Origin of the sequence: Bradyrhizobium sp. WYCCWR 12699, from assembly GCF_032144035.1 — a bacterium.
Classification (GTDB): domain Bacteria; phylum Pseudomonadota; class Alphaproteobacteria; order Rhizobiales; family Xanthobacteraceae; genus Bradyrhizobium.
Genome location: NZ_JAVTJN010000005.1, coordinates 376,073 through 398,917, shown reverse-complemented (window position 1 = coordinate 398,917; position 22,845 = coordinate 376,073). Strand labels below are relative to the sequence as shown.

Here is a 22,845-nt window from a genome sequence, read left to right as displayed (position 1 = left end):
CCTCCAAACACGCGCGATTTCGCGCCATTTCCCCCGATCAAGACCAGAGCTCATGCTGTATTCCGCAACTATCAACGTCATGGTCAAGGCCGCGCGCCGCGCCGGCCGCAGCCTCAAGCGCGATCTCGGCGAGATCGAGCATCTCCAGGTCTCGCTGAAGGGGCCGGCGAATTTCGTCTCGCTCGCCGACAAGCGCGCCGAGGAGATCCTCTACCAGGACCTCGCCAAGGCCCGCCCCGGCTACGGCTTCATCGGCGAGGAAGGCGGCACGCGGGAAGGCAGCGACAAGAGCCATACCTGGATCGTCGATCCGCTCGACGGCACCACCAACTTCCTGCACGGCATCCCGCAATTCGCGATCTCGATCGGCCTCGTGCGCGAGGGCACGATCATCGCCGGTGTGATCTACAACCCCGCCAATGACGAGCTCTACATCGCCGAGCGCGGCAAGGGCGCCTTCCTCAACGACCAGCGCCTGCGCGTCGCCGGACGCCGCCAGCTCAACGAATGCGTGGTGGCCTGCGGCCTGCCCCATATCGGCCGCGGCGACCACGAGGAATTCCGCCGCGAGATGACCGCGATCCAGGACCGCGTCGCGGGCCTCCGCCGCTTCGGCGCCGCCTCGCTCGATCTCGCCTTCGTCGCCGCCGGCCGCCTCGACGGCTATTGGGAGCGCAATTTGCAATCCTGGGACATCGCCGCCGGTATGCTGATGGTGCGCGAAGCAGGCGGCACGGTGAGCGACATCAGCACACCCGGCGATGCGCTGGTGACCGGGGACGTGGTGTGCGGGAACGAGTACGTGCACGGGGAGCTGGTGAGGATTTTGCGGAAGCCGGCGTAGCCGCACGACTGCTCGATCTCATCGGTTAAGACTCCATCGAAAAAGCCAGCAAGCGCCGGCTCGGACGGCAGCACAGCATCCTTGTGGCTGCTCCATGCGCCGCTCTCGCTGCGGACGCTGACGAGCGAATTCTTCCGCTCCATCAGCAGAACCGTTCGTTTGCCCTGCACCGCCTCGATGCTTTCGGACTTGATCATCGGCTCACCGGAAAACGCCGCCTCGAGCGGGGCCGGATAACCGACTTCAATGGAGTATTTGAGACGGTCGAACTTGACCGACAACCGTAACCTCCCATCCTCGCCGCGTTTGCGGACGCCGGACCAGTAGACCGAATTCAGCCCGCCTTCGTCGGCGATCGTCCGCGTGATCCGCCCGGCTGCCGCATCGCGCAACAGCGACAAGGACTTGTAGAGGTTGGACTTGCCGACGCCGTTCTCGCCCACAAAGACGGACAGGGGATGGATCGGGATGGAGAGCCGCCGGATGGAGCGATAGTTCGAGATCGTAATGTCGGTCGGACGCATCGCATGCTTTCAATCCGCAGGCCTGGCGCGTTCGCAGGTCCAGCGCGAACGCACATCCCATCAATCCAGGGATGCAGTCTCGGTCGACGCTCGCGCGAAAGCAAGCCGGACGCCCGTCGACATCAAGCGACAGCGCATCCAACTCTGGCGGTCAGGACCTATCCGGCGTTCAGTGGCCGGTTCTTGCCGGCGCCGGCGGCCCGTACGCCTCACCATCCTTCGCCGCCGCCTTCTCCCTGTCCCCCGCCAACACGCGCTGCACCGAGACGAAGAACACCGGCACCATCAGCAGCGCCAGGATGACCACCGCGATCATGCCGCCCATCACGACTGAGCCGAGCGCCTGCTGGCTGGCGCCGCCGGCGCCGTGGGCGATAGCCATCGGCAGCACGCCGCAGATGAAGGCAAGGCCTGTCATCAAGATGGGGCGGAAGCGCAGGCGGCAGGCTTCGATGGTGGCTTCCACCAGGGGCTTGCCCTCTTTCCGCAGATCTTTCGCGAATTCGATGATCAGGATCGCGTCCTTGGCGGCGAGGCCGATGATGGTGATCAGGCCGACGGTGAAATAGACGTCGTTGGGCAAGCTTCGCAGCATCGCCGCGGTCACGGCGCCGACGATGCCGAGCGGCACGGTGAGCAGCACCGCGAGCGGAATGGTCCAGCTCTCGTAGAGCGCGGCCAGACACAGGAACACCACGAACACCGATAGCGCGAGCAGGAACGGCGCCTGCGAGCCCGACAGCTTTTCCTGCAGCGACTGCCCGGTCCATTCATAGCCGAAGCCGCGCGGCAGTTTTCCGGCAAGCCGCTCCATCTCGGCAATCGCATCGCCCGAGGTGAAGCCGGGCCTGGCTTCGCCGGAGATGCGCACCGCCGGATAATAGTTGAAGCCGGCGATCTGCGTCGGCCCGCGCGCCCATTCAACCGTGGCGAAAGACGAGAACGGCACGAGCTGGCCGCGGCTGTTCTTGACGTTGTAGTTGAGGATGTCCTCGGTCCGCATGCGGTCGCGGGCGTCGGCCTGCACCACGACGCGCTGCATGCGGCCGCGGTTCGGGAAGTCGTTGATGTAGTTCGAGCCGAGATTGGTCGAGATCGTGTTGTTGATGTCCTCGAAGGTGACGCCGAAGGCGCCGGCCTTCTCGCGGTCGATCACGAGATTGACGACGCCCGCCTCGGGCAGGCCCTCGACATAGACTTTCTGCAGCACCGGGCTCGCATTGGCCTCCGCGATCAGTTGATCGGCGGCGCGCATCAATTGCTGATAGCCCTTCTGGCCGCGGTCCTGCAGGCGGAACGAGAAGCCCGACGAGTTGCCGAGATTGTCGATCGGCGGCGGCTGCAGCGCCGAGATCTTTGCGTCGCGGATCGACGCGCCCAGATCGCGGTTGATGTCGTTGACGATCGCCGCAGCGGAATCCTTCGGCCCGCGCTCCGACCAGTCCTTCAGCGTGATGAAGGCCTGCGCGGTGTTCATGCCCTGGCCGGAGAAGCTGAAGCCCGTGAGGAACGTGACGTTGTCGACGCCGGGCCGCTGGGCCAGATATTTCTCGACCTTCTCGATCACCGCCTCGGTGCGGGCATAGGACGAATCCGACGGCGTCTGGACGTCGGTGGTGACGAAGCCCTGGTCGTCGACGGGGAGGAAGCCGCCCGGCAGGTTGACGAAGGCCCAGGACAGACCGGCCAGCAACGCGACATAGACCAGCATCAGGCGACCGGTGCGGTTCAGCGAGAAGCCGACCGTGCGCGAATAGCGTTCCTTGACACCCTCGAGCATGCGATTGAACCAGCCGAACACGCCCTTCTTCGCGTGACCATGACCGGCTGCGACGGGCTTGAGCAGCGTCGCGCACAACGCCGGCGTCAGCGACAGCGCAAGGAAGGCGGAGAAGCCGATCGCGGCGACCATGGTCACCGAGAACTGGCGATAGATGATGCCGACCGAGCCCGGGAAGAACGCCATCGGCACGAACACCGCCATCAGCACCAGCGTGATGCCGATGATGGCGCCCGAGATCTGCGACATCGCCTTGCGCGTCGCCTCCTTCGGCGGCAGGCCTTCCTCGCTCATGATGCGCTCGACGTTCTCGACCACGACGATGGCGTCGTCGACGAGGATGCCGACCGCGAGCACCATGCCGAACATCGAGAGCATGTTGATGGAATAGCCGGCGAGCAGCAGCGTGGTGCAGGCGCCCAGCAGCGCCACGGGCACCACGATGGTGGGAATGATGGTATAGCGGATGTTCTGCAGGAACAGGAACATCACCACGAACACCAGCACCACGGCCTCGACGAGCGTCATCAGCACCTTCTTGATCGAAGCCTCGACCACGGGCGTGATGTTGTAGGGAATCTCGTAGGAGATGTTGGCCGGGAAGAAGCGCGACAGCTCCTTCATCTTCTCTTCGACCGCGCTCGCGGTTGCCAACGCGTTGCCGGTCGGCGACATCAGGACGGAGAGGCCCGCGGTCGGCTTGCCGTCGAGCCTCGTGTTGAACTGGTAGCTGAGACCACCGACCTCGACGCGCGCGACGTCGCGCAGGCGCACGGTCGAGCCGTCGGCATTGGCGCGCAAGATGATGGCGCCGAACTCGTCCGGCGAGGAGAGCTGGCCCTTGACCAGCACCAGCGTGGAGGTGCGCTGGCTCGACGTCGACGGCTCGGCACCGATGCTGCCCGAGGCGACCTGCGCGTTCTGCGCGGCAATGGCCTTGTTGACGTCGTCGGCGGTGAGCCCATAGCCGACCAGCTTGGCCGGATCGACCCAGACGCGCAGACTCCGCTCGGTGGAGTACAGCGTGGCGCGGCCGACGCCGGGAATGCGGCGAATCTCGCCCAGCACGTTGCGGATCATGAAGTCGCCGAGGCCGACCTCGTCGAGGCTGCCGTCGGTCGAGTTCAGCGTGATGATCTGCAGCACCGCGCTGGAGGCCTCCTCGATCAGGATGCCCTGCTGCATCACCGCGCGCGGCAGGCGCGCCTCGACGCGCTTGATGCGGTTCTGCACCTCGACCGAGGCGGCGCTGGTATCGGTGCCCGGCTGGAAGTTGGCGATGATCTCGACCTGGCCGAGCGAGTCGCTGGTCGATTCGAAATTGAGGATATTGGCGGCGCCGTTGAGCTCCTCCTCGATCAGCCGCGTTACGCTGTTGTAGAGGTTTTCCGGCGAGGCGCCGGGATAGCTGGTCGAGATCGAGATCGAGGGCGGCGCGATGATCGGATATTGCGCGATCGGCAGCAGCGGCACGGCGATCGCGCCGATCAAGCAGATGAACAGCGCGACCACCCAGGCGAAGATGGGCCTGTCGATGAAGAAACTCGCCATGGCGCGTTACCGCGTCAGCTTCTGGGCGTGTCGGTTGTCGGCGGTCGCGTCCGCCTCCGACCAGGTCTGCGGCTTGACCTTGTCGCCGGCCGCGAACTTCTGGAACCCCTCGACCACGACCTTGTCGCCGGCCTTCAGGCCTTCCGTGATGAACCAGACACCGTCCTGCACGGATCCGGTACGGACCGCTTGCACCGCGATATGGTTGTCATCCTTGACGACGAACACTTCGCTGCCGCCGCCGCCGTTGCGCTGGATCGCCTGCTGCGGCACCGCGATCGCGTCGGAATCCAGACCCTGGTCGATGCGGACGCGGACATACATGCCCGGCAACAGCTCGCGCTTGGGATTGGGGAACTCGCCGCGCAGCGTCACCTGCCCGGTATGGGCGTCGACCTTGGCATCGGAGAACAGCAGCTTGCCGTCGAGCGAATAGATCGTGTTGTCGTCGAGCACCAGGCGCACCTTGGCGGCATCGGATGCGATGCGCTCGAGGTCGCCGGTCTCGAAGGCGCGGCGAAGCTGGTTGAGCTCGTTCACCGACTGGGTGAAGTCGGCATAGATCGGATCGAGCTGCTGGATGGTGGCGAGATTGGTTTCGTTCTGCACCGCGAGGGCGCCCTCGCTGACCAGGGCCGCACCGACCACGCCGTCGATCGGCGCGCGCACGGTGGCGTAGTCGAGATTGAGTTTGGCGCGCGCGAGGTCGGCCTTGCGGCCTTCGACCTCGGCATGGGCCTGACGTTCGGCCGCAATGGCCTTCTCGTTCTCGGCTTCAGGGGCGGCGCGATCCTTGGTGAGGGTGGCGACACGGTGCGCCTGCTGCCTGGCCTGCATCAACGCAGCCTCGGCCTTGGCGAGGGCAGCTTCGTTGGCCATCACCTCGACCTCGAACGGGCGCGGATCGATGCGGTAGAGCGGATCGCCCGCCTTGACCTCACTGCCCTGGCGGAACAGGCGCTCGACCACGATGCCGGACACGCGCGGCCGCACGTCGGAGACGCGCGTCGGCGCGATGCGGCCCGGCAGCTCGCGCACCACGGCGCGCGGCTGCGGCTTGACGATGACGATGCTGACGTCAGGATGGGCCGGCGGAGCGGCGGACACTGCGGAGCTGGATTCGTCACAGCCCGCAAGCAGTGGCGCCAGGGCCGCGAGCATCATTGCAACGCATGCCGATCGCGCACGAAGTCCTGACATGAAGTGGGGTGCCCCGATATTGTTGAAACTGATCACGTTCCGCGCGAGGCCATTCTGGCCCTTCGAACGCGGCTGATGCGGACAAAATAGAAGGCACCTGCTGCGATGCAACGCATGGCACAGGCGGCTCATTGTCACACAGGGTATGCCGTTGAGTTCAGGACGCTTTTGCCGTGTCACTTGATTGTGAGTCGGGGTCCACCGCCGCGTGCTGCGACGGAACAGCGCAATTACTCGGCGGCTTTCATGCGGTACTGGCTGACGCCCCATTCGGTTCCATCGGCGTAGCCGAACAGACCCGATGTCGCGAGCAGGAACCAGCGCCAGCGCCGCAGCCAGAGCGCGGTCTCCTCGCCATAGACCTTGCGCAACGACGCCTCGATGGCGTCGCGATGCCTATCGAAATTGGCGAGCCAGTCGTTCGCGGTGCGCTGATAATGCGTGCCGCTCCAGCACCATTCCTTCTCGACCGTGAAGACGTCGTCGAATTGCCTGACGAGGTGATGGCTTGGCATCAGACCGCCCGTGAAGACGTGCTGCGCAATCCAGTCGTCGCGATCGAGCCGGTCGAACAGCTGCGAGCCGGAGCGGTGGCTGACGATTTGCATGAAGAACCGCCCCTCGGGCGCGAGCCATGAGCGCAGGCGCGTCATCAGCTTGCGCCAGTTCATCATCTGCTCGAACATCTCGACCGAGACGATGCGGTCGAACTGGCCGTCGGGCGCGAACACGTTCATGTCCGCGGTGACGACGCGCAGGTTCAGCAAACCCCGCCGCTGCGCCTCCTCCTCGACATGAGCGCGCTGCGCCTGCGAGGTCGACACGGCCGTCACCTTGGCGTGCGGAAACTGCCGCGCCATCCACAGCGACAGCGAGCCCCAGCCGCAGCCGAGCTCGAGGATGGTCTGGCCATCGGCGAGACCGGCATGCTCGACGGTCTGGCGCAAGGCCTCCTCCTCCGCCTCCTGCAAGGTGCTCGAATCGGTCTTGTAGAAGCAGCAGGAATATTTGCGGCAGGGGCCGAGCACGTCGGCGAAGAACGAGGCGGGCACCTCGTCACGCCCGGCCTCGGAATCCTCGACGATCGGCCGCAGCATCATCCGGCCGGCGAAGGCGGCGTCGGTGGCCGCGTCATGGCCGGCGAGGCGCGTTGCAGTGCGGGAGCACAGGCGCTGGATCGCAGCGCGGATCACGACGTCCGGCAGCGGCACGCGTTCGGCAGTCCCCATAATCGCGGAAACGACGCTCATGCGGCCCCCCGAATAGCGAACTTCTGCAGATACCTGTCTATCAAAGCGCCGCTTCCGGTCCGGGTTCCCAGCGCCGTCCCCGAAATCGGCGCATCCGGCGCTTTTTTTGGGCTGGCGCTGTGCCATAGTGCGCACTGCAAGCAAGCTTTCGTAACGGATGATACCGGCCATGCCGTCTGGCACTTCCCGCTCCACCATGGATATCGAGTACACAAAACTGTCCTCGCCCAGCGTCTTCCTGGTGCGGATGCTGGTCTTCCTGGTGCTGTGCACGCTGGTGGGCGTGGTGCTCTACAAGCAGATCATCCAGGCCTTCTTCGCCAATCCCGGGCTCAATGCCCTGATCGGCGGGGTGCTGTTCATCGGCATCATCCTGGCCTTCCGGCAGGTCATCCGACTCTACCCTGAGGTCTCCTGGGTCAACAATTTCCGCATCGCCGATCCCGGCCTGGCGCCGGCCCGGCACCCGAAACTGCTGGCGCCGATGGCGGCGATCCTCGGCGGCGAGCGCTCCGGCCGGATGTCGATCACCCAGACCACCATGCGGCATTTGCTCGATTCGATCGCGACGCGCCTCGACGAAGCCCGCGACATCTCGCGCTACATGACCGGCCTTTTGGTCTTCCTCGGCCTGCTCGGCACCTTCTGGGGCCTGATCGAGACGGTCGGCTCGGTCGGCAAGGTGATCGACGGGCTCAAGGTCGGCGGCGATTCCGGCGCCCTGTTCGACACCCTGAAGGAGGGTCTCGCCGCCCCGCTCGGCGGCATGGGCATCTCGTTCTCGAGCTCCCTGTTCGGCCTCGCCGGCTCGCTGATCCTCGGCTTCCTCGATTTGCAGTCGAGCCAGGCGCAGAACCGCTTCTACACCGACCTCGAGGACTGGCTCGCCACCACCGTGCGGGAATATGGCAGCGGCGACGTCGCGGTCGCGTCCAGCGGCGGCGGTGGGGTGGCCAGCGGCGAACTGCAGGCCGCGGTCGAACGCTTGCGCTCCGTGCTCGAGGAAGGCGGCACCAGCCGCGGCACCACGGCGGCGATGGCGAGCCTTGCCGAAGCCATCCAGGCGCTGGTCTCGCACATGCGCACCGAGCAGCAGATGATCCGCGAATGGGCCGACGGCCAGGGCGAGCAGAACCGCGAGATCCGCCGCCTGCTGGAGCGCCTCGCCCGGCAGCCGGAGAAGAGCTGAAGATCGAACGGAGGTTCTCGTGCCCCGGGCGCGATGCAGCACGAAGTGATGCGTCGCTGAGCCGGGGCCCAGCACCTTCCGAATGACAGATGGGTCCCGGCTCTGCGCAGCAGCGTTGCGCGCTGCAGCGCGTCCGGGACACGAGAGTGGAGATCGACGATATGGCACTGGCCCGCGGCCGCCGCAGCGACAGCTCCTTCAATTACTGGCCCGGCTTCGTCGACGCGCTGTCGACGCTGGTGCTGTCGATCGTGTTCCTGCTGTCGGTGTTCCTGGTGGTGCAGTTCTTCCTGTCCCAGGAGGTCACCGGCAAGGACAAGGCGCTGGAGCAGCTCAACGCCAAGATCGCGCAGCTCAACGAGCTGTTGTCGCTGGAGAAGCTCGGCAAGCTCACGCTCGACGACCAGGTCTCGCAACTGAAGGCAGGCCTTGCCTCGGCCGAGGGCGAGCGCGACCGCATCAAGGGCCTCTATGACGGTCTCGCCGCCGCCGGCAACGACGCGCAAGGCAAGACCTCCGAGCTCGGCAAGGCGCTGGATTCGGAGAAGGCGGTCTCGGCGCGGGCGCTGGCGCAGATCGAGGTGCTGAACCAGCAGATCAGCGCTTTGCGCCGGCAGCTGGCCGCGCTGGAGGAGGCACTCGACGCCAGCGAGAAGCGCGACAAGGAATCGCAGAACCGCATTGCCGATCTCGGCTCCCGGTTGAACGTGGCGCTGGCGCAGCGCGTGCAGGAATTGTCGCGCTACCGCTCCGAGTTCTTCGGCCGCCTGCGCGCCATCCTCGGCAACCGGCCCGACATCCGCATCGTCGGCGACCGCTTCGTGTTCCAGTCCGAAGTGTTCTTCGACACCGGACAGGCTATGCTGCTGCCCGAGGGCCGCGCCGAGCTCGACACGCTCGCGACCGCACTGATCGAGCTCGACAAGAAGATCCCGAACGAGATTCCCTGGGTGCTGCGCGTCGACGGCCACACCGACATACGCCCGGTCAACGGCCCGAACTTCAAATCGAACTGGGACCTGTCCGCGGCCCGCTCGATCTCGGTGGTGCAATATCTGGTCTCGCTCGGCGTGCCCGCGCAGCGCCTCGTCGCGGCCGGCTTCGGCGAATTCCAGCCGCTCGATCCCGGCAATACCGAGGAAGCCTACAAGCGCAACCGCCGCATCGAGCTGAAGCTGACGGAGCGGTAGTGAGCGCCCTCCACCTTCGCCCCTATCGCCCCGAGGACGAAGCCGCCTCGATCGACCTTTGGCATCGCAGCTGGCAGCAGGCCTATCCGCAGATCGATTTTGCGCAGCGGCTGGAATGGTGGCGCGAGCGCTGGCGCAAGGATCTGGTGCCGAAGGCGCAGGTCGTGGTGGCCGAACAGGACGGCGCGCTGACCGGCTTCGTCACCATCGACGGCGAGGGCTATCTCGACCAGCTCGTGGTCGATCCTGATCACTGGGGCTCGGATGCGGCGCGGCTGCTCGTCGATGAAGCCAAGCGCCTGTCACCCTCAGGCGTGACGCTGCTCGTCAACAAGGACAATTCCCGCGCCATCCGCTTCTACGAGCGCAACGGCTTTGCCCATGCCGGCGACGATGTGAACCCGACCTCGGGCCGGCCGGTGCTGAAGATGGCGTGGAAGGCGTGATCCTGACGTATGTCATTCCGGCGGGCGTGAGGCCCGTCACGCAGGGATCCAGGAACGTCTGCTAGTCGTTGATGCAGAGCAGCGATGACAAGCGGATGGAGACGAGCGATGAGGCTGCGCGATTGGGCTCAGGGTTCCTCGGTCTTTCTGGCCGTCATCGTCGCCGGATATGTGTCGACGAGCTATGTCGACCAGCGCTTTGCATCGATCGGGACGCATGCTCCGGCGAACGGCCCTGCCCCGACCGCCTGCGTCGGCGAGGACGGCAGCTGGAAGAACTGGCCGTGGCCGAACGTGCCGACGCTGTCGCCGAAGTGCCCCTAGGGACGGCGTGCTCCGTACCGAATATCGAAAAACAACCCCATGCACAGTAGCCGGCGCAAGCAAAATCAATAGCTTACGCGCTGCCCTGGCGGAGCCTTACGCCCCCTCGAACTGCAGCCGCGCGAGCCGCGCGTAGAGTCCGTTCGCGGCGACGAGCTCGGCATGGGTGCCCTGCTCGACGATCCGGCCCTGGTCCATCACCAGGATGCGGTCGCAGGACAGCACGGTGGCGAGGCGGTGCGCGATGACCAGCGTGGTGCGGTGGCGCATCAGCTCCTCCAGCGCGGTCTGCACCAGGGTCTCGCTCTCCGCGTCGAGCGCGGACGTCGCTTCATCGAGCAGCAGCAGCGGCGCATCGCGCAGGATGGCGCGCGCGATCGCGATGCGCTGGCGCTGGCCGCCTGACAGCGTCACGCCGCGCTCGCCGAGCGGCGTCTCGAAACCTTCCGGCAGGCGGCGGATGAATTCAGCGGCATGGGCGAGCTCGGCGGCGCGCTCGACCTCGGCATCGGTCGCATCGGGCCGGCCGAAGCGGATATTCTCGCGGGCGCTCGCGGCGAACACGTTGGATTCCTGCGGCACCAGCGCGATGCGCGAGCGGAAATCCCTGGGATCGGCGGACTTGACCGGCACGCCGTCGAGCGAGATCGCGCCGCTGCGCGGGTCGTAGAAGCGCAGCAGCAGGTGGAAGATCGTGCTCTTGCCGGCACCGGACGGACCTACGATCGCGACCTTCTCGCCGGGCCGCACGGTGAACGACACGGCATCGAGCACATTGACGTCGCGCCGCACCGGATAGGCGAAGCTGACCTGATCGAAGCCGACCTCGCCGCGTGCCGGCACAGGCAGCGCGCGCGGGGCCGCAGGGGCCTTGATCTCGGGCTTCACATGCAGGATCTCGAACAGGCGCTCGGCCGCGCCGGAGGCCGACGAGACCTCGCCCCAGACCTCGCTGAGCTGGCCGAGGCCCGCTGCCGCGAACACCGCGTACAGCACGAACTGACCGAGCCGGCCCGGCGAAATCGCGCCTGTGAGGACGTCATGCGAGCCGATCCAGAGGATCGCGACCACGCTTGCGAACACGATGAAGATGATGATGGCCGTGAGCACGGCGCGCGCCTGGGTCGAGGTGCGCGCGGCCTCATAGGCCTGCTCGACCTCGCCGCCGAAACGCTTCTCGGCGAACCCTTCGCTGGTATAGGCCTGCACGGTGCGGATCGCGCCGACCAGCTCGCCCGCATAGGCCGAGGCCTCGGCGAGCGTGTCCTGCGCGTTGCGCGACAGCCGGCGCACCCAGCGCCCGAAGGCGACCAGCGGCAGCACGATCAAGGGAATGGCCAGCAGCACGAAACCCGACAGCTTCGGGCTCGTGATCACCATCATCGCGGTGGCGCCGAGGAACATCATCAGATTGCGCAGCGCGATCGAGACGGAGGCGCCGACCGCCGATTTGAGCTGGGTGGTGTCGGCGGTGAGCCGCGAGATCAATTCGCCGCTGCGCGCGGAATCGAAGAAGGCGGGAGACAGCGAGAGCAGATGCGCGAAGACGTCGCGCCTGAGGTCGGCGACGATGCGCTCGCCGATCGTCATCACCAGATAGTAGCGCGCGGCGCTGGCGAGTGCGAGCACGCCGACCACCGCGAGCATCACCGAGAAGTAGCTGTTGATCAGCTCGATGCCTTCGGGCGTCAGGCCGAAATCGATCATCCGGCGCACCGCGATCGGCACCAGCAGCGTGGTCAGGGCCGCGACCGTGAGCGCGACGAAGGCCAGTGCCGCCCGGCCGCGATAGCGGCTGACATAGGGCGCCAGCGCGAGCAGCGGCCGCAGCTTGGCACGGCCCTTGGCCGGCTCTTCGATCAGCTCGGCTTCGATCGAGGGGGTGTCCGCGGCGTTCATTCCGGGCTGATCGACATATTGGCCATCAAGCCGTTCCACTGCGCTCATGAGATCTGACCCATTGCATTCGTTTGCTCCCAATAGGCCGGTGCAACAGTAGTGGCAAATCCGGGATGTCCCTTAGGGGCAAACCCGGTTCACCGCGCAAGCCCGGCTTGTTTTACGGGGTTTCGTGGGGTATAGAGCCGGCCAAATCCGTCATTCGCGAGCCACCAGAACAGGCGCCGGGCGCCGAGGAATTTGCCATGAAAGCCGAAATTCATCCGAATTATCATACGATTAAGGTCGTGATGACCGACGGTACCGAGTACCTGACCCGCTCGACCTGGGGCAAGGAAGGCGACACGCTGAACCTCGACATCGACCCGAAGTCGCACCCGGCCTGGACCGGCGGCAACGCCCAGATGCTGGACCGCGGCGGCCGCGTCTCGCGCTTCCAGAAGAAGTTTTCGGGCTTCCTCAAAAAGGATTGATCCGGCCCGCAAGGCTGGAGACGGAAAACGCCCCCGGAGAGCCGGGGGCGTTTTTGTGTTTTTGGGACTGTCGTTCCGGGGCGATGCGTAGCATCGAACCCGTAACCTCGATTCCGGGTTCGGCTCTACGAGCCGCCCCGGAATGACAACGCGGCGTTACCTTTCGAACGCGGCCTTCAGCGCGTTGAGGTGCGGCACCAGCGGATTGCCGATCGCAATGTGCTCGGCCGGCGGGGTGTGGATGGTGGTGTCGAGGCGGCGCACGCGGGTCTGCAGGCTCATCGAGCGATTGATCAGGTCCTGGAGCTGCGAGGGCAGCTTCTCGATGGTGTCGGTGGGGCCGGGATCGGCGGCGCTGAGCTTGACCTTGGTCTTCTCGCGATTGGCCTGGCTCAGCGTCATCTCGCCTTCCTTCACCGCGCGGTGCAGCAGCAGCCAGGAGGCGAGCTGCATCAGGCGGGTGGTGAGGCGCATGCTCTCGGTTGCGTAGGTCAGGCTGACGGCACGGTCGAGCGCCTTGGCCTCGGTGCGGCCGGCACCGTCGAGATAGGCGGCGGTCTCTTCGACGAGGTCCATGCCCTCGCGGAACAGGACGCCGAACGCCGCAGAATTGGTGAACCGCTCGCTGAGTTGAACGAGAGCGCCGTCGGCCTGCAAACGTTCCATGGTTAACGCCTCTTACGCAACTGTTTGACTGTCCGGCTTTGGCGCCGGCTTATGATGAACAAATCATTGCGCGGGCGGGACGCCGAGTCCAGTGACAAGAGCGGATATGGTTTCCGCGGGTCATTCCCAGGAATTCAACCGCAACGGGATGCAAAAAGCAAAAAAAGAGCCGCCGGAGACCGGCGGCTTTTAAAGTTGATAACAGGGAGGCGTCAAACAGAGTGGACAGGAGCCACTCGGTGTCCAAACGAGGACAGTTCCAGTCATAAAGTGAAAAGCTTAATCCGGAGTAAACGAGCGAATTTTTTGAGAGTTCGTTAGCCATGTCGGCCAGTGGCCGAGCAGGTCTCGTGCCCCGGACGCGGTGCGGCACGAAGTGCTGCACTGCTGAGGCGGGGGCCCAGTTCTTTGGCAGATGCGTGGGGTGAGGCGTGGGTCCCGGCTCTGCGGAGCGGCGCGCTGGCCGATGCTTCGCATCGCCAAGGCCGCACCGCGTCCGGGACAGATCGCTACTTCTTGAAGAAATGATCCGCCGCATCGCGCGAGGCGCGCTTCTTGGTGGCGGCTTCTTCCAGCCTGACGATCTCGGTCTTGAGCAGCGTGACGCGCTCGGTCAGTTCCTCCACCGACAAGAGTGAGAGATCCTGTCCGATTTCGTGCGTGATCTTCTTGCGCGGGCGGTCGTCGTCTTCCCTTGCCATCGTCGTTCCTCCTCTCATCCGCGGACCGGACCCCACGTCTGAGGCGGTTGCCAGCCCGGACCGCTCTGGCTAAGCAAAGGCCTCGTTTCCTCCCGCACCTTTGCTCAAGGACACATCATGGACAAGCTGCCCGCGCAAATGACCGTGGTCGCCATCTCCAAGCCCGGCGGACCGGAGGTGCTGATTCCTGAGCAGCGCAGCGTTCCGCAGCCAGGACCGGACGAGATTTTGGTCAGGGTGCAGGCCGCCGGCGTGAACCGGCCCGACGTCGCGCAGCGCTCCGGCGCCTATCCGCCGCCGCCCGGCGCCAGCGACCTGCCCGGCCTGGAGATCGCCGGTGAAGTGGTCGCGGTCGGCAGCAACGCCAAGCGGCATAAGATCGGCGACAAGGTGATGTCGCTGGTCGCCGGCGGCGGCTATGCGCAGTACTGCATCGCCCAGGACGCCCAGGCGATGAGCGTGCCGCCGGCGCTGTCGATCAAGGAAGCCGGCGCGCTGCCGGAAACCCTGATGACCGTCTGGCACAATGTGTTCGAGCGCGGCGGCCTGAAAGCCGGCGAGACGCTGCTGATCCATGGCGGCTCCTCCGGCATCGGCACCATGGCGATCCAGCTCGCGAAGGCGTTCGGCGCGAAAGTGTTCGTCACCGTGGGATCGCAGGACAAGATCGACGCCTGCCTCAAGCTCGGAGCCGACCGCGCCATCAATTACAAGACGGAAGACTTCGTCGCCGTGGTCAAGGAAGCGACCAACAAGGAAGGCGTCAATCTGATCCTCGACATGGTCGCCGGCGAGTATGTCGATCGCAATTATGACGCCGCCGCGGTGGACGGCCGGATCGTGCAGATCGCAACCCTCAACGGGCCCAAGGTCAGCGTCAACATCGCCAAGGTGATGGTCAAGCGCCTGACCCATACCGGCTCGACACTGCGCCCCCGTACTAATGCGGACAAGGCGGCGATGGTGGCCGCAATCGAAGCGAAAGTGATGCCGCTTTTGCGCGAAGGCCGCGTCAAACCGCTGATGGACAGCACTTTCCCGCTGGAAAAGGCAGCCGATGCGCATCGGCGCATGGAGACGAGCGCACATATTGGCAAAATTGTGTTGGAGGTCTAGGCCGCCGGCCCACAGGGCGAGGCGGAAACCCTTTGATTTTCCTCGCTTTCGTGGCATCTATCGCGACGCACCGAACCACGTTCGTTCGGTCTGAAATCGTCTTCACCGAAGAGTTTGCGTCGAACGCGGAGAACTGACCTTGCGTCTGATCAGGTGCCTCGCGCCCATCGCGCTGGGCCTCATGATGCTCGTTGCCGCGTCCCCTGCACGCGCGCTCGACGCCGTCAGCGTTCGCAGTGACGCGCCCGCGATCGACCTCACCGGCGTGCTCGAGCATCAGCGCAGCGATGCCGATCGCATCCAGGTCTCTACCGCGCCCGGCACCGACGGCATCGTCCGCCGCATCGAGGTGCGCGCCCGCGAGGGCGGCCAGAACTGGGTGGTGTTCGCGCTCGCCAACAACACCGACGACCAGCTCGACCGCCTGATCGTCGCCCCGCATTACCGCATCGTCTCCTCAGGGCTGTTGTGGCCCGACCTCGGCCTGTCGCGCATCGCCACCATCACGCCCTCGACCGGCGACCGGCCGGAGCGGCAGGAAAGCCCGACCGCCGACGTCTTCCGAGTCACGCTCGACCCCGGCGCCGTCATCACCTTCGTCGCGGAGCTGCGCACCGACAAGCTGCCGCAGCTCTATCTGTGGGAGCCGGAAGCCTACAAGGACAAGGTCAACTCGTTCACGCTGTACCAGGGCATCGTGATCGGCATCTCCGGCTTGCTCGCGTTGGTGCTGACCATTCTGTTCGTGGTGAAGGGCAGCATCATGTTCCCGGCCGCCGCGGCGCTGGCCTGGGCGGTGCTGGTCTATATCGGCGTCGACTTCGGCTTCTGGGGCAAGGTGCTCGACATGTCGAACAACGCCGAGCGCATCTGGCGCGCGGCGGGTGAGGCGATCCTGGCGGCGACGCTCTTGGTGTTCCTGTTCGCCTATCTCAATCTCAGCCGATGGCACGTGCGCTATTCGCACATCACGGTGGGCTGGCTCGCCTTCCTTGGGTCGCTGGTCGCGCTCGCGCTGTTCGATCCGGCCGTCGCCTCCGGCATCGCGCGCATCTCGCTGGTGCTGATCGCGTTCGCGGGCTTCGCGCTGATCGTCTATCTCTCCACCCACGGCTTCGACCGCGCCGTGCTGCTGATCCCGACCTGGTTCCTCCTCGTGGTCTGGGTGGTCGCGGCCGGCATGACGGTCGCCGGCTCCGTCACCAACGACATCGTCGGCCCCGCCCTGCTCGGCGGCCTCGTGCTGATCGTGATGCTGATCGGCTTCACGGTGATGCAGCACGCCTTTGCCGGCGGCGGCGCCTCCACCGGCGTCGTCTCCGACATCGAGCGGCGGGCCCTGGCGCTGGCCGGCTCCGGCGACCTGATCTGGGACTGGGACGTTTCGGCCGACAAGGTTTTCACCAGCCCCGAAACGGAAGCCCTGCTCGGCCTCAAGCGCGGCACGCTGGAGGGGCCTGCGGCCTCCTGGCTCGAGGTGCTGCATCCGCTGGATCAGGACCGTTTCCGCGCCGCGCTCGACAGCGTACTCGACCAGCGCCGCGGCCGCCTGGTGCAGGATTTCCGGCTGCGTACCCCCGATGGCCACTTCATGTGGTTCGCGCTGAAGGCGCGGCCGGTGGTCGGCTCGGACGGCGAGGTCTCGCGCGTCGTCGGCACGCTCACCGACGTCACCGAGCTGCGCAACGCCGAGGAGCGCCTGCTGCACGATTCCGTGCATGACAACCTCACCGGCCTGCCCAACCGCAAGCTGTTCATGGACCGGCTCGGCGCAGTCGCGCATTTCGCTAAGACCATGCCGACGCTGCGGCCGACGCTTATGGTGATCGACCTCGACCGCTTCAAGCAGGTCAACGATTCCGTCGGGATCGCGGTCGGCGATTCCATCCTGCTGACGCTGGCCCGCCGCCTCACCCGCATCCTGAAGCCGCAGGACACGCTGGCCCGCATGGCCGGCGACCAGTTCGGCCTGATCCTGCTGTCGGAGCAGGACCCGGCCCGCATCACCGCCTTCGCCGAGACCATCCGCAAGACCATCCGCGCGCCGATCGCCTTCAACGACCGCGAGATCTTCCTGACCGCGTCGATCGGCCTCGCGCTCTCCGATCCGCAAACGCAGCTCACGGACGAGATCATCAAGGACGCCGAGCTTGCGATGTATCATTCCAAGCGCATCGGCGGCGACCGCATCGATGTCTACAAGCCGGCGATGCGGGCGCGGAAGACCGATCGCCTGACGCTGGAGAGCGAGCTGCGCCGCGCCATCGAGCGCCAGGAGCTGACGATCCTGTATCAGCCGATCGTGCGGCTGGAGGATCGCTCCGTCGCCGGCTTCGAAGCGCTGGTGCGCTGGGATCACCCCAAGCTCGGGCGCATGGCGCCGTCGGAGTTCATCACCATCGCGGAAGAGACCGGCCTGATCGTCGACCTCGGCATGTTCGTGCTCGACCAGACCGCAAAGCAGCTTTCGGTGTGGCAGCGCGCGATGCGCTCGCGCGAGCCGATATTCGCCAGCGTCAACGTCTCGTCGCGGCAATTGCTGCGCCACGATCTGATCCACGACATCCGCACCGTGCTGTCGCGCTCCTCGGTGGCGCGCGGCACTCTGAAGCTGGAATTGACGGAATCGCTGGTGATGGAGAACCCGGAGCACGCGGCGCAGATGCTGACGCGGATCCGCGAGCTCGGCACCGGACTGTCGCTCGACGATTTCGGTACCGGCCATTCCTCGCTGGCCTATCTGCAGCGCTTCCCGTTCGACACCATCAAGATCGACCAGTCCTTCGTGCGCACCACCAACCGCGGCACGCGGCCGGTGATCCTGAAGTCGATCATCGCGCTCGCGCACGACCTCGGCATGGACGTCGTCGCCGAGGGCGCCGAGACGGATTCGGACGCGGTCGAGCTCTACCAGATGGGCTGCGAATACGCCCAAGGCTTCGCCTTCGGCGAGCCGATGGACGCCGATGCGGCGATGCGGCTGCTGACGGAAGTGCGGCTGGAAGCGGCGAGCTGATCTTCTTCCTTCTCCCGGGTTGTCTCCGCGAGTTCAACCGCAAGAGATTGGCTCGCGGAGAGAACCCCTCACCCGTCTCGCCGCTGCGCGGCGAGCCACCCTCTCCAACAAGGGGAGAGGGGAAGAGTGTGCCGCTGCGCTACCACCGCCTCTGCGGCTTGCGCTTTGTGAACCGCACGCTCGTACCGTCGGGCATCCGCGTCGCGACGAAGCCCGCGGCGAGGCACGCTTCGCGCTGCGGCATCTGGATGTCGGGGCTGCGCAGGCTGTCCCACCACGAGGCACGATTGGCCGCGCGCGGCAGGGCCGCGCCGATGATCTCTTCGATCTGCTCGAAGCTCAGCACCAGCTCATCCTGCTTCTGCCGCATCAGATAGTCGCGCAACGCGTCGTAGTCGTTCACATCAGTCCTCTTGTCCGAAACCGGGTCTGCTCACACCGGGCCTGCCCAAAAACGTGGGCTGCGTATACCGATTCTTAACTCACTACGGCAGCTCCGTCCTGCCTTAAACACTGCTCAAGCTTTCGGGCGCATCCACTAATACCGGGAGCAAGCGATGTTGTCTGGATGGCGCGACCTCATGGCCCGCCGGCCGTGGCGGATTTCGGCGAAGCTGCTGATCGTCTCGTCCGTGGTGACGGTGATCGGCTTTTCCGCCATTTGCGTCAACGTGATGCTCGACATGCGCCGCGGCGAGGAGGCGCTCGCCCGCCAGACGCTGGAGAACCTCGCGACGACCATCCAGTCCGACGTCAGCCGCAATGTCGAGATCTACGACCTCTCGCTGAAGGCGGTCGCCAGCAACATGCTGCTGCCCGAGCTGGCGACGGTGTCGAAGCCGGTCCGTCACCTGATCCTGTTCGATCACGCGACGACGGCGAGGCATTTCGGCGCCATCCAGGTGTTCGACCCCGAGGGCAGGCTGGCCATCGACGCCTCCACGCTCGATCCCCTCCCGGAGAACCGGAGCGAGGAAGACTATTTCAGGGTCCATCGCGACAATCCCGAGGCCGGGCTCTTCATCAGCCGCCCGATGCTGTTCCGCGGCGCTTACGCGATCGTGCTGAGCCGGCGCATCAGCGACACCGACGGTGGATTCCTCGGCGTCGTCGCCGGCTCGATCCGCTTCAGCTATTTCCACGAATTGTTCGAGCGGCTGAACCTCGACCCCGAAGACACCATTACCGTCCTCAAGCGCGACCGCACCATCATGATGCGGCGGCCGTTCGATCTCGACATCATCGGCACGAACCTGAACGACCGCCGGGCCTGGAAGGCGGACAACCTCCCGGTCGGCGCCGCCTATTCCGGACAGGGCCCGGTCGATCCGACGCCGCGGCTCTATGTCCGCAGCGCCGACAGCGGACCGCTGTTCGTGGTGGCGGGCAAGCCTCTGGCCGCGGTTTTCGCGCTCTGGCAGAAAGAGGCGTTTCGCATCGGCGCCGTGGTGCTGGTGCTCGCGCTGTTCGTGCTGGGATCGACCCTGGTGCTGGCGCGGGAGATCGGCCGGCGCGCGGAGGCCGAGCGCAAGCTCGAGGAGATGGCGACGACGGACGCGCTCACCGGCCTGAAGAACCGCCGCAAGTTCGATTCCGTCATCGACGTCGAATGGCGGCGCGCCATGCGCCAGAAGGCGCCGGTCGCGCTGCTCATGATCGATGCCGATCACTTCAAGACCTACAACGACACGTTCGGCCATCAGGCCGGCGACCAGGTGCTGGTCGGCATCGCCATCTGCATTTCCGATTCGGTGAGCCGGGCCGGCGACTGTGCCGCGCGCTATGGCGGCGAGGAATTCGCCGTGCTGCTGCCGAACATCTCGGCCGCCGACGCCTTCAAGGTCGCCGAGGCGATCCGCACCAAGGTGCAGGGCTGGTCCGATGAGCAGGTGATCTTGACGGTGTCCTGCGGCGTCGCCAGCCTCATTCCCACCGCCGGCATGGACTGGTCGGTCCTGGTCGCCGCCGCCGACAAGGCGCTCTATGCGGCGAAAGCGGGCGGACGCAATCAGTCGGTGGTGGCGAGCCTGCCGAAGCTGTCGCTGGTGGCGTGAGGCGCTACGCCGCCGTTATTGAACGCGACGCAATCCGCCACACCAACGGTGTCGTCCATGCCTAGTGCGCAATTGCGCACGGGGCAGGGACGACGGCGTGGGTGGCTATGACTGCCCCAGATATTTCTTCATCTCCGCGATCAAGCCGTCGCGCAGCTCCGGCCGCTTCAGGCCGTAGGCGATGTTGGCGCGCAGGAAGCCGGGCTTGGAGCCGCAATCGTGGCGCTCGCCCTCGAACTCGACGCCGTAGAATTTCTGCGATTTGGCGAGGCCGATCATGGCGTCGGTGAGCTGGATCTCGCCGCCGGCGCCGCGCTCCTGCGTCTCCAGGATCTTGAAGATCTCGGGCTGCAGGATGTAGCGGCCGGTGATCGAGAGGTTGGAGGGCGCGGTGCCCTTGGCCGGCTTCTCGACCATGCCGTCGACCTCGAACATCTTGCCGCTGCGCTTGCCGACGCCGCAGATGCCGTATTGATGGGTGAGATGGTCGGGCACCGCCTCGACCGCGACCAGATTGGATTTCTCGCCGAGCGAGGATGCCATCTCGATCATCTGCTTGAGGCAGCCGGGCGTGTTGAGCACGAGCTCGTCGGGCAGCACGACGGCGAACGGCTCGTTGCCGACGATGTCGCGCGCGCACCAGACCGCGTGACCGAGGCCGAGCGGCGCCTGCTGGCGGGTGAAGCTGACGGCGCCGGCTTCGGGCTGGTTCTGCGCCAGGATGTCCTGCTCGGCCTTCTTGCCGCGCGCCGCAAGCGTCGCGTCGAGCTCGAACATCCGGTCGAAATGATCTTCGATGACGTTCTTGTTGCGGCCGGTGACGAAGACGAAGTGCTCGATGCCGGCTTCCCTCGCCTCGTCATAGACGTACTGGATCAGCGGCTTGTCGACGATGGTCAGCATTTCCTTCGGCATCGCCTTGGTGGCGGGCAGGACACGGGTGCCGAGGCCGGCGACGGGGAATACGGCTTTGCGAATTTTCATGGGATTGTTCGAATACCTGGGGGCAGATGGAACGAAGCTGGAAGCGGAGCCAAGAATGGAGCAATGGCATCTTGCTAGCCTGTTTGCAGCCGCCAACAAAGGCGGATGTGGGGCCTCATCCGCGCAGAGTTAAGAAAAAGGCCGCCACCAAAATTTCACCTTTGTTAAGCTATTGGCAACCGTAACCAGGCCTCCTCATGGCGGATTTTTGAACAGCCCGACGGGTGGGACATGATGCGATCGGTGGCAGGGCAAGCAAGACGGGCGGTATCCGCAACGGGCGCAATGATGATTGCGGCCGCTTTGCTGCTGCCTGCCGGCGCGCATGCCCAGGCGCAGAACGGCCTGTCCAACCTGTTCGGCGGCATCTTCTCCGGCCCCAATCCTGCGCCGTCGCAAGCCCCGGCGAGCTCCGGCGGCCCCCAGCCCTGGAGCGGCGAGGACGGCGCCTCCGGCCATCCCTTGATGACGGCTGCGGCGATCCGCGAGGCCGCCGGCAATTTCAATAATTGCGTCGCCGGGATGTGGCCCGATGCCGCACGACGCGGCGTCACGCAGGAAAACTTCCAGCGCTTCACGGCGGGCCTCAGCCCCGATCTGCGCATCATGGACCTCATGGATTCGCAGCCGGAGTTCACCAAATCGATCTGGGACTATCTCGACATCCTCGTGAACGACAACCGTCTCGCCAAGGGCCGCGAGGTGCTCGTCAAATACAAGGCGCAGTTCGACGCCACCGAGAAAGCCACCGGCGTCGACCGCTACATCATCGCCTCGATCTGGGGCATCGAGTCCAATTACTCGACACAGATGGGCGACCGCAGCGTGCTGCAATCGACCGCGACGCTCGCCTGCATCGGCCGCCGCCAGGCCTATTTCAAGGACGAGTTTCTCTCGGCGCTCGAGATCGTCAACCGCGGCGATCTCAGGCCGGAGCAGATGCGCGGCTCCTGGGCCGGCGCCTTCGGCCCGACCCAGTTCATGCCGACCGCGTTCAAGCGCTTTGCCGTCGATGGGGATGGCGACGGCCGCCGCGACGTCGTCGACAATCCGACCGACCTGATCGCCTCCACCGCCAACAATCTGAAGAAGGACGGCTGGCAGGCCGGCCAGACCTGGGGCTTCGAGGTCGTGGTGCCGCAGGGCTTCAACTACATGCTGGCCGACCGCGCCAAGGCGATGCCGATCGCGCAATGGGAGAAGCTCGGGCTGAAGCGGGCGACCGGACAGCCCTTCCCGCATCCGGCGGAGAAGGCCTATCTGCTGGCGCCGGCGGGCGCGCAGGGGCCGGGCTTCCTGATGCTGCAGAACTACCGCGTCATCATGAAATACAACCCGGCCGAGGCCTATGCGCTGGCCATCGGTCATTTCGCCGACCGCCTGCGCGGCGGCCAGCCCTTCGTGCAGCCCTGGCCGCGCCAGGAGCGCGAGCTGTCGCGCACCGAGCGGCTGGAACTGCAGCAGCTGCTGGCCCAGCGCGGCTTCTACAAGGGCACCCCCGACGGCCAGTTCGGCGGCCAGACCCGGGAGGCCCTGCGTAACTTCCAGGCCTCGATCGGGGTGCCCGCCGACGGATTTGCCTCCTCCGACGTGCTGGACCGGCTGCGCGGGCGGTAAAATCGCCCCGAAAGTAACCCT

General features: G+C 65.7%; 18 protein-coding genes and 1 pseudogene. 10 read left to right on the top strand and 9 right to left on the bottom strand.

Translation table 11 applies throughout. The features are described 5' to 3' along the window. The first annotated feature begins 52 nt into the window (after positions 1 to 52). A complete protein-coding gene (locus RPS27_RS06575) occupies positions 53 to 844 on the top strand; it encodes an inositol monophosphatase family protein (protein ID WP_212067904.1) in 792 nt (263 codons plus the stop codon). A gap of 11 nt (positions 845 to 855) precedes the next feature. On the opposite strand, the pseudogene RPS27_RS39650 reads toward RPS27_RS06575, so the two are convergent. The 4 genes and pseudogenes from RPS27_RS39650 to RPS27_RS06555 all read right to left on the bottom strand — a co-directional run. Next, a pseudogene (locus RPS27_RS39650) lies at positions 856 to 1,368 on the bottom strand (AAA family ATPase); the annotation flags it as partial. A gap of 169 nt (positions 1,369 to 1,537) precedes the next feature. Beyond that, the gene (locus RPS27_RS06565; protein ID WP_212067903.1) at positions 1,538 to 4,699 is read right to left on the bottom strand and encodes a multidrug efflux RND transporter permease subunit; all 3,162 of its coding nucleotides are present in this window, start codon (positions 4,697 to 4,699) and stop codon (positions 1,538 to 1,540) included. Positions 4,700 to 4,705: 6 nt separating this feature from the next. After that, positions 4,706 to 5,899 carry an efflux RND transporter periplasmic adaptor subunit gene (locus RPS27_RS06560; RefSeq protein WP_211415907.1) on the bottom strand — a complete coding sequence of 398 codons (1,194 nt, stop codon included), beginning with the start codon at positions 5,897 to 5,899 and terminating at the stop codon, positions 4,706 to 4,708. 230 nt (positions 5,900 to 6,129) lie between these two features. Continuing rightward, positions 6,130 to 7,149 carry a cyclopropane-fatty-acyl-phospholipid synthase family protein gene (locus RPS27_RS06555; protein ID WP_211415906.1) on the bottom strand — a complete coding sequence of 340 codons (1,020 nt, stop codon included), beginning with the start codon at positions 7,147 to 7,149 and terminating at the stop codon, positions 6,130 to 6,132. 169 nt (positions 7,150 to 7,318) lie between these two features. On the opposite strand from RPS27_RS06555, the gene RPS27_RS06550 reads away from it, so the two are divergent. From RPS27_RS06550 to RPS27_RS06535, 4 genes are all read left to right on the top strand, one after another. Beyond that, positions 7,319 to 8,338, top strand: a complete 1,020-nt coding sequence (locus RPS27_RS06550; protein WP_212067902.1) for a flagellar motor protein MotA — start codon at positions 7,319 to 7,321, stop codon at positions 8,336 to 8,338. A gap of 161 nt (positions 8,339 to 8,499) precedes the next feature. Then, entirely contained in the window at positions 8,500 to 9,528 is a 1,029-nt protein-coding gene (locus RPS27_RS06545) for a peptidoglycan -binding protein (protein WP_194408455.1), read from the top strand. Next, on the top strand, positions 9,528 to 9,974 hold the full coding sequence (locus tag RPS27_RS06540) for a GNAT family N-acetyltransferase (RefSeq protein ID WP_212067901.1): 447 nt from the start codon (positions 9,528 to 9,530) through the stop codon (positions 9,972 to 9,974). Before RPS27_RS06545 ends, RPS27_RS06540 begins: the two co-directional genes overlap by 1 nt. A 108-nt stretch (positions 9,975 to 10,082) precedes the next feature. Then, complete coding sequence (locus RPS27_RS06535; RefSeq protein ID WP_212067900.1) at positions 10,083 to 10,298, top strand: hypothetical protein; 216 nt, start codon at positions 10,083 to 10,085, stop codon at positions 10,296 to 10,298. A gap of 96 nt (positions 10,299 to 10,394) precedes the next feature. On the opposite strand, the gene RPS27_RS06530 is transcribed toward RPS27_RS06535, so the two are convergent. Next, complete coding sequence (locus RPS27_RS06530; RefSeq protein ID WP_212067899.1) at positions 10,395 to 12,245, bottom strand: ABC transporter ATP-binding protein/permease; 1,851 nt, start codon at positions 12,243 to 12,245, stop codon at positions 10,395 to 10,397. A gap of 197 nt (positions 12,246 to 12,442) precedes the next feature. Here RPS27_RS06530 and rpmE point away from each other — a divergent pair, with 197 nt between their 5' ends. Then, positions 12,443 to 12,670, top strand: a complete 228-nt coding sequence (rpmE, locus tag RPS27_RS06525) for a 50S ribosomal protein L31 (protein ID WP_008137002.1) — start codon at positions 12,443 to 12,445, stop codon at positions 12,668 to 12,670. A 156-nt stretch (positions 12,671 to 12,826) separates the two neighbouring features. Here the strand turns inward: rpmE and RPS27_RS06520 are convergent, their stop codons facing one another. Both RPS27_RS06520 and RPS27_RS06515 read right to left on the bottom strand, forming a co-directional pair. Beyond that, complete coding sequence (locus RPS27_RS06520) at positions 12,827 to 13,336, bottom strand: DUF1465 family protein (protein ID WP_212067898.1); 510 nt, start codon at positions 13,334 to 13,336, stop codon at positions 12,827 to 12,829. 509 nt (positions 13,337 to 13,845) lie between these two features. Further along, positions 13,846 to 14,037: a DUF1192 domain-containing protein gene (locus tag RPS27_RS06515; RefSeq protein WP_212067897.1), complete on the bottom strand. Its 192-nt coding sequence runs from the start codon at positions 14,035 to 14,037 to the stop codon at positions 13,846 to 13,848. Positions 14,038 to 14,154: 117 nt separating this feature from the next. Here RPS27_RS06515 and RPS27_RS06510 point away from each other — a divergent pair, with 117 nt between their 5' ends. Both RPS27_RS06510 and RPS27_RS06505 read left to right on the top strand, forming a co-directional pair. Next, positions 14,155 to 15,153: an NAD(P)H-quinone oxidoreductase gene (locus tag RPS27_RS06510; protein ID WP_194404415.1), complete on the top strand. Its 999-nt coding sequence runs from the start codon at positions 14,155 to 14,157 to the stop codon at positions 15,151 to 15,153. A 139-nt stretch (positions 15,154 to 15,292) separates the two neighbouring features. Continuing rightward, positions 15,293 to 18,169 carry an EAL domain-containing protein gene (locus RPS27_RS06505; protein WP_194404416.1) on the top strand — a complete coding sequence of 959 codons (2,877 nt, stop codon included), beginning with the start codon at positions 15,293 to 15,295 and terminating at the stop codon, positions 18,167 to 18,169. Between the two features lie 139 nt (positions 18,170 to 18,308). Here the strand turns inward: RPS27_RS06505 and RPS27_RS06500 are convergent, their stop codons facing one another. After that, positions 18,309 to 18,572, bottom strand: a complete 264-nt coding sequence (locus RPS27_RS06500) for a hypothetical protein (protein ID WP_194404417.1) — start codon at positions 18,570 to 18,572, stop codon at positions 18,309 to 18,311. 154 nt (positions 18,573 to 18,726) lie between these two features. Between RPS27_RS06500 and RPS27_RS06495 the strand changes: the two genes are divergently transcribed. Continuing rightward, positions 18,727 to 20,223, top strand: a complete 1,497-nt coding sequence (locus RPS27_RS06495) for a diguanylate cyclase (RefSeq protein WP_212067896.1) — start codon at positions 18,727 to 18,729, stop codon at positions 20,221 to 20,223. A gap of 105 nt (positions 20,224 to 20,328) precedes the next feature. On the opposite strand, the gene RPS27_RS06490 is transcribed toward RPS27_RS06495, so the two are convergent. Continuing rightward, positions 20,329 to 21,207, bottom strand: a complete 879-nt coding sequence (locus RPS27_RS06490; protein WP_194404419.1) for a UTP--glucose-1-phosphate uridylyltransferase — start codon at positions 21,205 to 21,207, stop codon at positions 20,329 to 20,331. Positions 21,208 to 21,438: 231 nt separating this feature from the next. Here RPS27_RS06490 and RPS27_RS06485 point away from each other — a divergent pair, with 231 nt between their 5' ends. Continuing rightward, positions 21,439 to 22,824 carry a lytic murein transglycosylase gene (locus RPS27_RS06485; RefSeq protein WP_212067895.1) on the top strand — a complete coding sequence of 462 codons (1,386 nt, stop codon included), beginning with the start codon at positions 21,439 to 21,441 and terminating at the stop codon, positions 22,822 to 22,824. Positions 22,825 to 22,845 lie beyond the last annotated feature (21 nt).

Excerpts from the sequence above, each read along its gene's own strand:
- RPS27_RS06565 (WP_212067903.1), bottom strand. The coding sequence starts at position 4,699 with ATGGCGAGTTTCTTCATCGACAGGCCCATCTTCGCCTGGGTGGTCGCG.
- RPS27_RS06555 (WP_211415906.1), bottom strand. The coding sequence starts at position 7,149 with ATGAGCGTCGTTTCCGCGATTATGGGGACTGCCGAACGCGTGCCGCTG.
- RPS27_RS06530 (WP_212067899.1), bottom strand. The coding sequence starts at position 12,245 with ATGAGCGCAGTGGAACGGCTTGATGGCCAATATGTCGATCAGCCCGGA.
- RPS27_RS06495 (WP_212067896.1), top strand. The coding sequence starts at position 18,727 with ATGTTGTCTGGATGGCGCGACCTCATGGCCCGCCGGCCGTGGCGGATT.
- rpmE (WP_008137002.1), top strand. The coding sequence starts at position 12,443 with ATGAAAGCCGAAATTCATCCGAATTATCATACGATTAAGGTCGTGATG.
- RPS27_RS06550 (WP_212067902.1), top strand. The coding sequence starts at position 7,319 with ATGCCGTCTGGCACTTCCCGCTCCACCATGGATATCGAGTACACAAAA.
- RPS27_RS06515 (WP_212067897.1), bottom strand. The coding sequence starts at position 14,037 with ATGGCAAGGGAAGACGACGACCGCCCGCGCAAGAAGATCACGCACGAA.
- RPS27_RS06545 (WP_194408455.1), top strand. The coding sequence starts at position 8,500 with ATGGCACTGGCCCGCGGCCGCCGCAGCGACAGCTCCTTCAATTACTGG.
- RPS27_RS06535 (WP_212067900.1), top strand. The coding sequence starts at position 10,083 with ATGAGGCTGCGCGATTGGGCTCAGGGTTCCTCGGTCTTTCTGGCCGTC.
- RPS27_RS06560 (WP_211415907.1), bottom strand. The coding sequence starts at position 5,899 with ATGTCAGGACTTCGTGCGCGATCGGCATGCGTTGCAATGATGCTCGCG.
- RPS27_RS06485 (WP_212067895.1), top strand. The coding sequence starts at position 21,439 with ATGATGCGATCGGTGGCAGGGCAAGCAAGACGGGCGGTATCCGCAACG.
- RPS27_RS06520 (WP_212067898.1), bottom strand. The coding sequence starts at position 13,336 with ATGGAACGTTTGCAGGCCGACGGCGCTCTCGTTCAACTCAGCGAGCGG.
- RPS27_RS06575 (WP_212067904.1), top strand. The coding sequence starts at position 53 with ATGCTGTATTCCGCAACTATCAACGTCATGGTCAAGGCCGCGCGCCGC.
- RPS27_RS06510 (WP_194404415.1), top strand. The coding sequence starts at position 14,155 with ATGGACAAGCTGCCCGCGCAAATGACCGTGGTCGCCATCTCCAAGCCC.
- RPS27_RS06490 (WP_194404419.1), bottom strand. The coding sequence starts at position 21,207 with ATGAAAATTCGCAAAGCCGTATTCCCCGTCGCCGGCCTCGGCACCCGT.